This window comes from Aurantimonas sp. C2-5-R2 (assembly GCF_036549495.1).
GTDB lineage: Bacteria > Pseudomonadota > Alphaproteobacteria > Rhizobiales > Rhizobiaceae > Aurantimonas > Aurantimonas coralicida_A.
Map to the genome: position 1 here is coordinate 1 of NZ_JAZHLJ010000088.1, position 12,312 is coordinate 12,312.

Here is a 12,312-nt window from a genome sequence, read left to right on the forward strand (position 1 = left end):
CACGTCATTGCTTGGTCAACTTGGCGACGCGCCCACCAAGCCGCAGCTCGACAAGCGCATCTCAGATCCAAAGAGCAACTGTAATGCTAGGCGCCGGCGCGCTTGGTGCGGGGGCCGCGACGCTGGCTGCGCCGGCCATCGCTCAGGAAAAGCCCAAGGTCAACTGGCGCTGCATCTCATCGTTTCCCAAGTCCGTCGACACGATCTTCGGCGCCTCGGAATTGCTGGTGCGCTATGTGAAAGAGGCGAGCGACGGACAGTTCGACATCCAATTGTTCGCGGCCGGCGAGATCGTTCCGGGCGGGCAGGTGCTCGACGCGGTGGAAAACGGCACCGTCCAGATGGGCCACACCGCCTCCTATTATTATGTCGGCAAAAACCCGGCCTTCGCCTTCGGCACCGCCGTGCCGTTCGGCCTCAACGCCCGCCAGCTCAACGCCTGGTTCTACGAGGGCGGCGGCAACGACATGTTGAACGAATTCTATGCCAAGTCTGGCGTTTACGCCTTGCCGGCGGGCAACACCGGTGCCCAGATGGGCGGCTGGTACCGCAAGGAAATCAACACGCTCGACGATCTGAAGGGGCTGAAGCTGCGGATCGCCGGTCTTGCCGGCAAGGTCGTGGAAAAACTCGGCGTGGTTCCGCAGCAGATCCCGGCGGGCGACATCTATTCGGCGCTGGAGCGCGGTACGCTCGACGCGGTCGAATTCGTCGGCCCCTATGACGACGAGCGGCTCGGCTTCTACAAGGTGGCAAAGTATTACTACTACCCGGCCTGGTGGGAGGGCGGCGCGGCACTCCACATGATGTTCAGCCTCGAACAGTGGAACGCGCTGCCGAAGTCCTATCAGGCGATGCTGGAATCGGCCTGCCAGGCGATCAACGCATCGATGCTCGCTTCATACGATTACCGCAATCCCGCCGCGCTCCGGCGGCTCGTCGCCGAGGGCGCGCAATTGCGGCCGTTCAGCCAGGACATCATGAACGCGAGCTTTGAGGCGGCGAAAGAGGTCCATGACGAGATCTCGGCATCGAACGAGGACTACCGGACGCTGCTGGAAAGCCAGAACGCCTTCAAGCAGGACGCCTATCTGTGGGCACAACTCTCCGAATACACGTTCGATACGTTCATGATGATCAAGCAGCGCGAGGGCGCGCTCTGAATACAGCGCCGGTCCAGGCGAAAACGGCACTGGCCCGGGGATGATTTCGTCCCGAACCGCTCTTGGAGCTGTGTTGGCCCTCTCGATCGCCGGGCGCGTTTGCCGAATCAATCTGCGGTCGCGGGCTCCGAACGCCGGGCGATCTGTCGCCCGCTACTGGCCTCCCGAAATTCGCCCGGCGTGACGCCGAAACACCGCTTGAACGCCCTGTAGAAGGCTGAGAGCTCGCTGTAGCCGCTCGCAGACGCGATCGCTTCGATGCTTCGGTTAGTGTCGGAGAGAAGGCCACGAGCGAAATCCATGCGCCGTTCACGTAGCATCGTCGAAAACGCCGTGTCGTGGCGCAGCATCACCCGCTGGACATAGCGACTCGACAAGCCGAGGCGCCGGGAAATACGGGACAGGCCGAACTCGGCATCGGCCAGCGATCGATCGATTTCCAGCTCGATGATCCGAAAGGCGACCGCCCAGCGGTCGTCGATGGAATCGGGACGATCGTCTCGCAGAATGACCGATACGAGGCATTCCGCGACGCTGACGAGCAGCGACAGTTCGGCGTCGCCGGCTGTGGCAAAGCTGCCGTCCAAGGCGCGGAAGGTCGAACACAGCACGTCGTGCAGACGGTGTGCCTTCAGCCGCTCGGGTGCCAAACGGCAGCGCTGGTAATCGTTCGGTTTCATGTCGGCAAGCGGCAAGGCCAGCTTGACACCCCGGTAGTCCTCGCCGGTGCGCCCGAGATGAAACGGCGCGCGGCTGTCGGCAGCGAACAGCCGGCCTGGCGGAATCACCGCGTCGATGTCGTCGAACACGATCCGGCGACCTCCCGTGACCATATAACTGACATGGATTTCTTCCGGATCGAAGCTCCTGATGTCGGAACGGGTCCGGCTGGCCGAGTGGCTCGGCGCTTCGATGACATGCGCTGACTTCGCTCCGCATCGGTGCGACAGCACGCGCGTGCGAAAACCCTCCGCACTGTCCAGCCTCTCCGGCGTGACACGGATCACGTTGCTGCGGACGTTCTGGTAGAAAAGCTCGAATTGTCGCCGAGGTTCGACCTGTGACGAATCGAATACCACACGAGACATGGGCCAGCCCTCCCGCGATCTGCATCCATTGCCGTCGCGAACCCCGATCGTCCGAAGCTAACACACCGTAAGCGCCGAGCGGACGCCGCTCACACGACCGTGTTGCATTTTGATCGCAGCGTCGAGCGGGCGGTTACGGCTGTGGCGTCTGGCGCGACAAGACAATGACTTTGTCGCCTGCGGGCAAAGACGACATCGATCCTCCGTTCCTAGGCTCGGTTTCGCTGCGAAATCGGTCGCTTGGCCGTTGTCGGCGTCAATCGGAGGGGAAGGGAAATTCCAATGTACGGCCAGACGAAGGACGAGACGAGAGGGATCATGACCTGGGCGAGAACATCCGTTGCCGCGGCAGCGCTGTTCGCGCTGTTTCCCATGCAAACGGCCGCGGCGGGCAGCGCCGACGAGATCCGCGCCATGCGGGCGCAGATGGCGACGATGGCCAAGCGGCTCGAGCAGCTGGAGACGCAGCAGGCGGGGACCCGAAAGGACGTCGAAGCCAACAAGAGCGCAGGCTTCAGGCCGGGCAGCAAGCTGGGCACCTTCCTGTTGCCCGGCACCGACTCCGAGGTCGAGATCTCCGGCTATGTCAAAGGCGATTTCATCTATGACGTCGACGAAGCCACCGGCGACGTGTTCGTCCCCGAAGCCATCTCTACGTCGGGGCCCGACGAGCAGCGCTTCCGGGCCCATGCCCGTCAGATCCGGCTTGCCGTCAAGACCAGTACGCCGACCGCCTGGGGGCCGCTGAAGACCCATGTGGAAGGCGATTTCTTCGGCGGTGGAGGCAACGAGGTGTTCTCCAATTCGAGCCCGTTCCGGTTGCGCCATGCCTATGGCACCGTCGGTCCGGTTCTGGTCGGCCAGACCTGGAGCAATTTCATGCCGATCGAAAGCTACCCGACGACTGTCGACTTCAACGGTCCTGCCGGTATTCCTTTCATCCGCCAGGCTCAGTTTCATTATACGACGCCGATCTACGATAGGCTGAAATTTTCCGCTTCGGTGGAGAACTCCGAATTCAGCGGCCGCAACGCGGCGGGGCCGATTTCCGAAAGCATCAATCTCGGTATTCGCGCCGGCGTCGACGTCGCGCCAGACGTTACCGCCGCGCTGACCTATGCCGACGACTGGGGGCTGATCAAGTTGGCCGGCGTCGGCCGCTATCTCGGTTCGCCGAACAGCATCGGCGACGACGAGCTTGGCTAGGGCGTCAATGTGTCCGGCAACGCGGGTATTTGGGAGGGCGGCAAGCTGCTGGGCTCGTTTACTTATGGGGATGGCGTCGGACGCTACCTCGTCAACGGCTTCGGGCAGGACGCCTTCGTCGACGCGGCCGGTAACGTGAACACGATCGAAGCCTATGGCGTCACCGCCGGCCTCAGCCAGCAGTTGACGGAGCAGCTTTCCGCCGGCCTCGTCTTCGGCCGCACGGAGTTCATGGACACCTTCGCGCCCACCGATCTGGAGAGCGTCGACACCGTGCATGGCTCGCTGTTCTGGAAGCCGATCGAGGGTATCACCTATGGGGGCGAAGTGATCTGGGGCGATCGGCAGGATGCCAGCGGCGCCAACGACGACGCTGTCCGGCTGCAGGCCTCCGTGCAAATGGATTTCTAGCACGACCCCGGGGCGGGACTGTCGCCGCCGGTTGGTGCCGGTGGTGTTCACGCTGTCGAAAATAGGCCCGGGACGACAAACCGTCCCGGGCCTTTTCCTTGTCCGCTGTCCGGCCGGCGAACCTATTGGAACGCTGGCGGTTGCGATAGATCGACCGTCGGCGGCGCGGGGGCGGTCGCGTCGGGCGCCGGCGCTGCTCCTGGGGCGGTGCCAGGCAATCCGAGCGGCGGCAGGCCGAACGCATCGTTGGGCTGGCCCGTCCCCGAGTTGCCGCCGAGCGGCGGCAGACTCATGCCTCCTTCGCCGCCGAAGGTGGGAATTTGCAGGCGGAACTCCGCCGGGTCCATCGGCGGCCTGACGTCTCCCTTGTACCGCGTGACCAACCCAGGAAACGCCATGACGATGGCAATCATCAACGCGTTGATGAGGATGAACGGTAGCGCTCCCTTGTAGATCGCCGGTGTGCTCACCCCCGCGAGCGTTCGGCCCGTGACCTTGTCGAGCCACTCGCCCGCCGGCGCGATCGAGCGCAGATAGAACAGCGAGAAGCCGAAGGGCGGCGTCAGGAAGGAGGTCTGCAGGTTGATGCCGATGAGAACGCCGAACCAGATCAGATCGATGCCGAGTTTCTCCGCGACGGGAGCGAGCAGGGGAATCAGGATGAAGGCGATCTCGAAGAAGTCGAGGAAGCAGCCGAGAATGAAGATGAGAATCGTGACGGCGATCAGGAACCCGTATTCGTCGCCCGGAATCGCCAGCAGCAGCTCCTCGATCCAGATATTGCCGTTGATGCCGTAAAAGGTCAGGCCGAAGACGCGCGCCCCGATCAGGATGAAGAGGACGAATGCGGATAGCTTGGCCGTGGACTCCAGTGCCTGCGTCAGAACCTTGAGCGTGAGCCGACCCTTGCTGAAAGCCATGGCCAGTGCGCCGGTCGCGCCCATCGCGCCGCCCTCGGTCGGGGTGGCGATGCCGAGAAAGATGGTGCCGAGAACGAGAAAGATCAGCGCCAGCGGCGGAATCAGCACGATGACCACCTGCTGGGCCAGCCGCGACAACAGGCCGAGGCCGAAAGCGCGGTTCAACAGCGCGACGGCGTAGGCGACGCCGACACCCGTCGTCACCGCCCAGACATCGCGGACTTCGTCGCGAAAACCGGCGAAGACCGTGTACCAGGTCACGACGGTAATGATGACCGCCGCGAGCAGAATGGCGATCAGCGACCAGACGCCGCCACCGAGTGTGCGCGCCTCGGGCGGTAGTGCCGGTGCTGCGTCAGGCCGCACGATCGTCACCGCGAAAGTGTAGAGAAGATACAGCCCGATCATCAGCAGCGCCGGATAGAGCGCGCCGACATACATGTCTCCGACCGAGCGACCGAGCTGGTCGGCCATGACGATGAGCACCAGCGACGGCGGCACGATCTGCGCGAGCGTGCCGGAGGCGGCGATCGTCCCGGTGGCGAAGGACCGGTCGTAGCCGTAACGCAGCATGATCGGCAGCGAGATCAGCCCCATGGCGATGACCGAGGCGGCGACGACGCCGGTGGTGGCGGCCAGCAGCGCGCCGACGAGGACCGCGGCGTAACCGAGGCCGCCGCGCACCGGGCCGAAGAGTTGCCCGATCGTCTCCAGCAGATCCTCGGCCATGCGCGAGCGTTCGAGAACCAATCCCATGAAGGTGAAGAACGGCACGGCCAAAAGGGTGTCGTTCGACATGATCCCGAAGACCCGATCCGGCTGCGCGCCGAGCAGGGTCCAGAACAGCGTGATCTGCGGCGACAGTTCAGAGAACTCGACTCCGATGACGAAGTAGAACAGGCCGCCCGCGGCGAGGGTGAAGGCGACCGGGTAACCGAGCAGCAGCATCGCCATAACGCTGACGAACATGATCGGCGCGAGGTTGTGCGCGAGAAACTCAATCATCGCGCCGCACCCGCTGGTCGTCGCGAGTGGCCTGGATTCCTTCGTCTTCCATCTCGAGAACATCCTCGACAGCGGGCGGTAGATCGTGGTGTGGCGATGGTTCCTCGATTACGCCGCGGAGGACGGCGATCCGTTTGATGATCTCGGAGAGCGCCTGGGCGAGAAGGAGAATGAAGCCCGCGAGAATCAGCGCCTTGGCCGGCCAGATGATCAGTCCGCCGGCATTCGCCGACACCTCCTGCTGGCGGTAGGAGAGCTGGACGTAAGGAATGGCGAGATAGACCATCAGCCCGGCGAAAGGCAGCAGGAACAGGACGTGGCAGACCAGATCGATCCAGTCGCGCGTTCGTTTCGACAGATGCGCCGCGACGACGTCGATGCGCACATGCTCGTTGACCTTGAGCGTCCAGGCCGCGGCCAGGAGGAAAACCGCACCGAACAGGTACCATTGCAGTTCGAGCCAGGCGTTGGAGCTCATGTCGAATGCCTTGCGCATGACGGCGTTGCCGGCGCTGACGAGAACCGCGACGAGGATGAGCCAAGAGACGGCGCGACCAAGAAAGGTCGTCAGCCAGTCGATGCCGCGCGAAAAAGCCATGAGAGCCGACATCCGGCACGATCCTCCCCTGGTGCCCCCGGATGCTTCGGTCGCGCTCGCGGTTCGAACGCGGCGAAGAACGCCATGTCATCCCGTTCCGGACAGCGCCGATGGCGCCGCGATCCGCAAGTTTGGGCCAGCAGTTCCGGCGCCGGGAAGTCGGTCGTGGCTAAGTAATTTCGGGGCCTTGTGCAAGGGCGCGAGCCGCGTCGCGCCGCGCTTCACCTCCACCGGACAGCCACGGTCACCGCGTCGAGGAGTAGGATCGTTGCGCGCCACAGCCGGTTCGTCACGGGAACGTGAGGAAAAACCTTTGACGTCGGCCCCCTCGCGCCTCAAAACGGTAAGGAAGACAAAGCGCTTGGGATGACGGCCGCAGGCGCGGCTCGCATCCGCCTTGGGAGGACATTCGCTCCATGATCGACCGCTCGGTTTCGCTCGACGACAAGTACGATCTCACCGTTCCGAACGTTTTCCTGTCCGGGACACACGCGATCGTGCGTCTGGCGCTGATGCAGGCGGAGCGCGACCGGCTCGCCGGGCTCGATACGGCGGCCTACGTCACCGGCTATCGCGGTTCGCCGCTCGGCGGCCTCGACCAGCAGTTCGCCCGCGCGAAAGCATTGCTCGAGCGGCACAAGATCGTCTTCGAGCCGGGTTTGAACGAGGATCTGGCAGCGACGGCACTATGGGGCACGCAGCAGGCCGAAATCCGCGGTGAGGGTCGCCACGACGGCGTTTTCGGCATCTGGTACGGCAAGGGGCCGGGCGTCGACCGGTCCGGCGATGCGTTCCGCCACGCCAATCTGGCGGGTACGTCGAGGAACGGCGGCGTGCTCGCGCTGATGGGCGACGATCACACCTGCGAATCCTCGACCACGGCGCATCAGTCGGAATTCGCCTTCGTCGACGCGATGATCCCGATCTTCAACCCGGCCGGCGTCCAGGAAATCCTCGACTACGGCCTGATCGCCTTTGCCCTGTCGCGCTTTTCGGGCCTGTGGACGGCGATGAAATGCGTCAAGGACAACATCGAATCGACCGCGACGGTGCGCTCCGATTCTGCGCGTGTCACCGTCAGCCTGCCCGAGTTCGCCATGCCGCCGGGCGGGCTCAACATTCGCCGGGCCGCCCATCCGCTGGAGCAGGAGGCGCTGCTCCATGACTTCAAGCTGCCGGCTGCGCGCGCTTTCCTTGCCGCCAACCGGCTCGATCGGATCGCCCATTCTGGTGGGCGGAGCCCGAAGATCGGCATTCTGTCGCTGGGCAAATCCTGGCTCGACGTCGAGCAGGCGCTGTCGAGCCTGGGAATCGACGAGGTCGCGGCGGCGAATTTCGGCATCCGACTCGGCAAGATCGGCGTTCCCTGGCCGCTTGACGCCGATTTCGTCCGCTACTTCGCCGACGGGCTCGACCAGGTGATCGTGGTCGAGGAAAAGCGCGGTCTGGTCGAGCCGCAGATCAAGGAAATCCTCTACGGCACGGCCAATGCACCCGCGATTGTCGGTAAAGTCGACGAACAGGGTGCGACGCTGTTTTCGCCGAAGGCGTCGCTCGACTCCAACGACATCGCCGTCGCGATCGGCCGCCGCATCCTCGCCCGCACGCCGCAGGAGCAACTCGTCGCGCGGGTTGCAAGCCTCCAAACCCTGACCAGCACGTCCGCGAAGATGTCCGAGATCGCCGTCCGCACGCCGTATTTTTGCGCCGGCTGTCCGCATAACACCTCGACGCGGGTGCCCGAGGGTTCGCGCGCCTATGCCGGCATCGGCTGCAGCTACATGGCACTGTGGATGGACCGCGCGACGGAAGGCTTCACCCAGATGGGCGGCGAGGGCGCCAATTGGGTCGGCGAGCACCATTTCTCTACCCGCGGCCACGTTTTCCAGAATCTCGGCGACGGCACCTACAATCATTCCGGCGCCCTGGCGCTGCGGGCGGCGGCGGCCTCTGGCGCCACCATCACCTACAAGATCCTTTATAACGATGCCGTCGCGATGACCGGCGGGCAGCCGCATGAGGGCGGGCTCACCGTTGCGGCGATCGCAGCGCAAGTGACCGGCGAGGGCGCGAAGAGGCTCGCCATCGTCTCCGACGATCCCGACAAGCACCGGGGCGATCCGCGACTGCCGGCGAGTGCGACGATCCATCACCGCTCCGATCTCGATGCGGTGCAGCGCGACCTCGCCGCGACCGACGGGCTGACGGTCCTGATCTACGACCAGACCTGCGCCGCCGAAAAGCGCCGCCGCCGCAAGCGCGGCAAGTTTCCCGATCCGGATAGGCGCGTCGTGATCAACGAGCGGGTCTGCGAGGGCTGCGGCGATTGCGGCGTCCAATCCAACTGCGTCGCGGTGACGGCGGTCGAAACCGAGTTCGGCCGCAAACGGCAGATCGACCAGTCGGCCTGCAACAAGGATTTCTCCTGCCTCGAGGGGTTCTGCCCGTCCTTCGTGACGGTCCATGGCGGCCAGTTGAAGAAGGGCGAGCGTCGCATGGCCGCCGCCCCCGATGTGCCGGAGCCCGCATTCGCCGAACTCGATCGATCGATGGGGGTGATCATCACCGGCGTCGGCGGCACCGGCGTCGTCACCATCGGCGCGATCATCGGCATGGCGGCGCATCTCGACGGCAAGGGCGCGGGCATCATCGACATGGCCGGGCTGGCGCAAAAGGGCGGGGCGGTGATGAGTCATGTGCGGATCGCGCCGACCCCGGACGACGTCAAGTCGATCCGGATCGCGGCGGGCGACGCGCGGCTGATCATCGGCTGCGACATGGTGACGGCCGCTTCCGCCAAGGTCCGTTCGGCGATCAGCCGGGGCGAGACCGACGTGGTCGTCAACAGCCACGAAACCCTGTCCGGCGAATTCACCCACAATGTCGATTTCTCGTTTCCGACGCGGCGGCTGCTGACGGCCTTGAGCGAGGCGGCCGGCGCTGAGCGCACCCATGTGGCGGATGCCGAGAAGATCGCGGTCGCGCTGTTCGGCGATGCCATCTTTGCCAACATGCTCATGCTGGGCTTGGCCTGGCAGACCGGCGCGCTGCCGGTTTCGCGCGCCGCGATCCGGCGGGCGCTGGAGATGAACGGCGTCGCGGTGGAGGCCAATCTCGCCGCCTTCGAATGGGGGCGGGCGATCGCCCACGATCCGGCGAACAGTCCGGCGGCGGAGGTCGATCACGCGTCGGCCGGACTCGACCACAGGCGTCTTTCCGAAACTCTGGACGAAGCGATCGCGCGGCGGGAAAAGGAGCTCGCCGCCTATCAGGACGACGCCTATGCCGAGATGTATCAGAACCGCGTCGCGGCGATCCGCGCCGCCGAGGTCAGGGTCGCACCGAACCGCAGTGAACTGACGGACGCCGCGGCGCGGCAACTCTATCGGATGATGGCCGTCAAGGACGAATACGAGGTGGCGCGGCTTTACACCGATGGCGGCTTCGCCGCGCAGCTCGGCGAGCGGTTTTCTGGATACGACCGGCTGGAATTTCATCTGGCGCCGCCGATCATGGGCGAGGACGGGCCGAACGGCCGGCCGAAGAAGCGCGCTTTCGGCCTATGGATGATGACCGGCTTCAAGCTCCTGGCGGCGATGAAACGACTGCGCGGCACGCCCTTCGATCCGTTCGGTTTCTCGGCCGAGCGCAGGGCCGAGCGCACCGACCGGGCGCTCTACGAGGCAAGCCTCGATCGTATTCTTGCGGGGCTTTCCTCAGGCAATTACGAGGCGGCGGTGGCGCTGGCCCGCTGGCCGGAGACGCTGAAGGGGTTCGGCATCGTTCGCCGGAGCTTCGCGGTAGAGGCCCAGACGCGGCGTAAGGAGGCCGAGGCCGCGTTTATGGGGATGGAGCGTGTGGCGGAGGCGGCGGAGTAGGGGCGGACGAGCATATCCGCGACGTGCTGGTTCTCCCGCCCTATCAGATCGCGTCGATCTCGCCGGCGCCCGCCTTGAGCATCGCGTCGATTTCGGCTGCCGAAGCTGCGGATTCGAGGCCGGCGAAACGGCCCTCGTCGACGATTTCGCGCATGCAATCGCGGATCGCCGCATGGGTGACGCGGGCAAGCGTTGAGCCGAGCGAAATGCGGCGGACGCCGAGCGCGGCGAAATCGGTGACGGAGAGACGCCGCAGCGGTCCGGCGGCGAGTGCGTTGACCGGCTTCGACACGGCGCCGAGTACCCGGCCCAATTCATCGACCCCGGGCGGCGCCGGGACGTAGAGAAGATCGGCGCCCGCCGTCTCGAAAGCCTTTATGCGGCGGATCGCCTCGTCAAGGTCGTAACTGCCGTTCATCACGCCGTCCGCACGGGCGCACAGGACGAAGGGGCGGCCCAGCGCGGAGACGGCCGAGGCCGCGGCGCGGATGCGGTCGACGGCGAGGTCGAACGGGTAGGCGGGGTTTCCCGGCGCCATCCGCGTATCCTCGATGGAGCCGCCCGACAGGCCGGCCTCGGCAGCCAGACGAACCGTTTGGGCGACGTCGCCGGGATCGTCGGCAAAGCCGTTTTCGAGATCGCCCGAGACCGGCAGGTCGGACGCCGCGACGATCGTTTCGGCATGGGCGAGCGCCTCGTCGCGCGTCACATGGCCCATGTCTGGCCGGCCGAGCGTGAAGGCGAAGCCGGCCGACGTGGTGGCGAGTGCCTTGGCGCCCGCAGCGGCCATCATGCGGGCCGAACCGGCATCCCAAGGATTGGGTATGACGAAACAGCCCGCCTGATGGAGGTCCTGAAAGGTCTGATGTCGGCGGGACAAGGACGTCATGCAGGTGCCCATTGCCGTTTCGGATGATGTCGCGACTCAAGCAAAGTCGGCGGGAAGCCCGCATGATCATCCGCGATCATGCAAGCTGAACCTTACGCAGAGACGGCCGTTTCTGTCGATCTCGACCCGCAGGTTTGCATTCGCGCGAGCGGCGGAATGCCGTTTCGGCCACTTCGCGGATGTGACGTTGCGTCGCAAGGACGTTTTCGGCGGCGTTTCGGAACTTTTGCGGCGGTTGGGAGTTGTTTATTCAGCAACGGAACCCAGTCATATCCGGCAGGGGAAAGGTATATCAATGTCTGAACTGGCAAGAACGATCGTCAATCGACGTCGCCAGGCAGAGGTTTCGCGCCATTTGCGGAATCTCCCCACATTCGTCGTGTGCGAGCGCATACCGGCGCCGCTGCGTGAGCAGTTGCGGCGCCTCGACGCGGCGGAAAAATCTGGTCTGCATGCGGCCGGTAATGCGCGCTGAGTGAAGCAGAAATTCAGCCATCGCCTGAAGTCACGGTGCGCCGCGCCTAGCCCCCTGTCCGGGAAGCTCGGAGCGGCGCTGTCGTCTTTGACGGGCGGCACCTTTCATCCGAAAATCGCTTCTCCCTTTTAGAACGATGCGGGTGCGCCAGACCCATTGCGCCAGAACAGCCGGGCTTCGTATAGAAACGGCATGGACAAGCGGCCTTTCAAGCCGAAGCCGGTCACGCCCGAATGGCTATTCCGGGCGGCGGCGCATTATCTCGAACGCTATGCCTCGACCACGGCAAATTTGCGCCGGGTGTTGGAGCGCAAGGTGATGCGGCGTTCCCATGCACTTGGCGAGGACCCCGCCGTCTATGGCGATCTCATCGACGCGACGGTAGCCCGCTTCGTCGAGTTGAAACTCGTCGACGACCAGGCGTTCGCGGAGGCGCGCCTGGCGAGCCTGCGCCGGCGCCGGACGTCCAAGCGCATGGCGGCTGCGAAGCTCTCGGAAAAGGGCGTCGGCCGCGACCTCGTCGAGATGCTGCTGGCCAAGGACGACACCAGCGAACGCGACGCGGCTGCCGCCTACGCGAAGCGGCGGCGGGGATGTCCCGAAGTTTGTTGAACTTCGGCGATCGGCGTTTCCGGGTTGGAGGTTACGCGGCCCTGGAAACGGGGGCAACGGGCTTTTC

General features: G+C 64.9%; 10 protein-coding genes. 6 read left to right on the forward strand and 4 right to left on the reverse strand.

The window, feature by feature from the left end; genetic code table 11:
• The first annotated feature begins 65 nt into the window (after positions 1-65).
• The gene (locus VQ044_RS21315; protein ID WP_442873855.1) at positions 66-1,163 is read left to right on the forward strand and encodes a TRAP transporter substrate-binding protein; all 1,098 of its coding nucleotides are present in this window, start codon (positions 66-68) and stop codon (positions 1,161-1,163) included.
• A 107-nt stretch (positions 1,164-1,270) separates the two neighbouring features.
• Here the strand turns inward: VQ044_RS21315 and VQ044_RS21320 are convergent, their stop codons facing one another.
• Positions 1,271-2,251: a helix-turn-helix transcriptional regulator gene (locus VQ044_RS21320; RefSeq protein ID WP_327649490.1), complete on the reverse strand. Its 981-nt coding sequence runs from the start codon at positions 2,249-2,251 to the stop codon at positions 1,271-1,273.
• Positions 2,252-2,533: 282 nt separating this feature from the next.
• Here VQ044_RS21320 and VQ044_RS21325 point away from each other — a divergent pair, with 282 nt between their 5' ends.
• The gene (locus VQ044_RS21325; protein ID WP_327649488.1) at positions 2,534-3,457 is read left to right on the forward strand and encodes a DcaP family trimeric outer membrane transporter; all 924 of its coding nucleotides are present in this window, start codon (positions 2,534-2,536) and stop codon (positions 3,455-3,457) included.
• Between the two features lie 9 nt (positions 3,458-3,466).
• The gene (locus VQ044_RS21330) at positions 3,467-3,868 is read left to right on the forward strand and encodes a hypothetical protein (protein ID WP_327622566.1); all 402 of its coding nucleotides are present in this window, start codon (positions 3,467-3,469) and stop codon (positions 3,866-3,868) included.
• Between the two features lie 122 nt (positions 3,869-3,990).
• On the opposite strand, the gene VQ044_RS21335 is transcribed toward VQ044_RS21330, so the two are convergent.
• Complete coding sequence (locus tag VQ044_RS21335; protein WP_327649486.1) at positions 3,991-5,793, reverse strand: TRAP transporter large permease; 1,803 nt, start codon at positions 5,791-5,793, stop codon at positions 3,991-3,993.
• The gene (locus tag VQ044_RS21340; protein WP_327622563.1) at positions 5,786-6,403 is read right to left on the reverse strand and encodes a TRAP transporter small permease subunit; all 618 of its coding nucleotides are present in this window, start codon (positions 6,401-6,403) and stop codon (positions 5,786-5,788) included. The genes VQ044_RS21335 and VQ044_RS21340 overlap by 8 nt, the downstream gene beginning before the upstream one ends.
• A 404-nt stretch (positions 6,404-6,807) precedes the next feature.
• Here VQ044_RS21340 and VQ044_RS21345 point away from each other — a divergent pair, with 404 nt between their 5' ends.
• A complete protein-coding gene (locus tag VQ044_RS21345; protein WP_442872985.1) occupies positions 6,808-10,269 on the forward strand; it encodes an indolepyruvate ferredoxin oxidoreductase family protein in 3,462 nt (1,153 codons plus the stop codon).
• A gap of 43 nt (positions 10,270-10,312) precedes the next feature.
• On the opposite strand, the gene VQ044_RS21350 is transcribed toward VQ044_RS21345, so the two are convergent.
• Positions 10,313-11,158 carry an isocitrate lyase/PEP mutase family protein gene (locus tag VQ044_RS21350; protein WP_327649483.1) on the reverse strand — a complete coding sequence of 282 codons (846 nt, stop codon included), beginning with the start codon at positions 11,156-11,158 and terminating at the stop codon, positions 10,313-10,315.
• Between VQ044_RS21350 and VQ044_RS21355 the strand changes: the two genes are divergently transcribed.
• Positions 11,157-11,633, forward strand: a complete 477-nt coding sequence (locus VQ044_RS21355) for a hypothetical protein (RefSeq protein ID WP_327649481.1) — start codon at positions 11,157-11,159, stop codon at positions 11,631-11,633. The genes VQ044_RS21350 and VQ044_RS21355 overlap by 2 nt on opposite strands.
• A gap of 192 nt (positions 11,634-11,825) precedes the next feature.
• Positions 11,826-12,245 carry a RecX family transcriptional regulator gene (locus tag VQ044_RS21360; protein WP_327649479.1) on the forward strand — a complete coding sequence of 140 codons (420 nt, stop codon included), beginning with the start codon at positions 11,826-11,828 and terminating at the stop codon, positions 12,243-12,245.
• Positions 12,246-12,312 lie beyond the last annotated feature (67 nt).

Coding starts and splice junctions, on each gene's coding strand:
- VQ044_RS21320 (WP_327649490.1), bottom strand. CDS start 2,251: ATGTCTCGTGTGGTATTCGATTCGTCACAGGTCGAACCTCGGCGACAA.
- VQ044_RS21325 (WP_327649488.1), top strand. CDS start 2,534: ATGTACGGCCAGACGAAGGACGAGACGAGAGGGATCATGACCTGGGCG.
- VQ044_RS21335 (WP_327649486.1), bottom strand. CDS start 5,793: ATGATTGAGTTTCTCGCGCACAACCTCGCGCCGATCATGTTCGTCAGC.
- VQ044_RS21340 (WP_327622563.1), bottom strand. CDS start 6,403: ATGTCGGCTCTCATGGCTTTTTCGCGCGGCATCGACTGGCTGACGACC.
- VQ044_RS21345 (WP_442872985.1), top strand. CDS start 6,808: ATGATCGACCGCTCGGTTTCGCTCGACGACAAGTACGATCTCACCGTT.
- VQ044_RS21355 (WP_327649481.1), top strand. CDS start 11,157: ATGCAGGTGCCCATTGCCGTTTCGGATGATGTCGCGACTCAAGCAAAG.
- VQ044_RS21350 (WP_327649483.1), bottom strand. CDS start 11,158: ATGACGTCCTTGTCCCGCCGACATCAGACCTTTCAGGACCTCCATCAG.
- VQ044_RS21360 (WP_327649479.1), top strand. CDS start 11,826: ATGGACAAGCGGCCTTTCAAGCCGAAGCCGGTCACGCCCGAATGGCTA.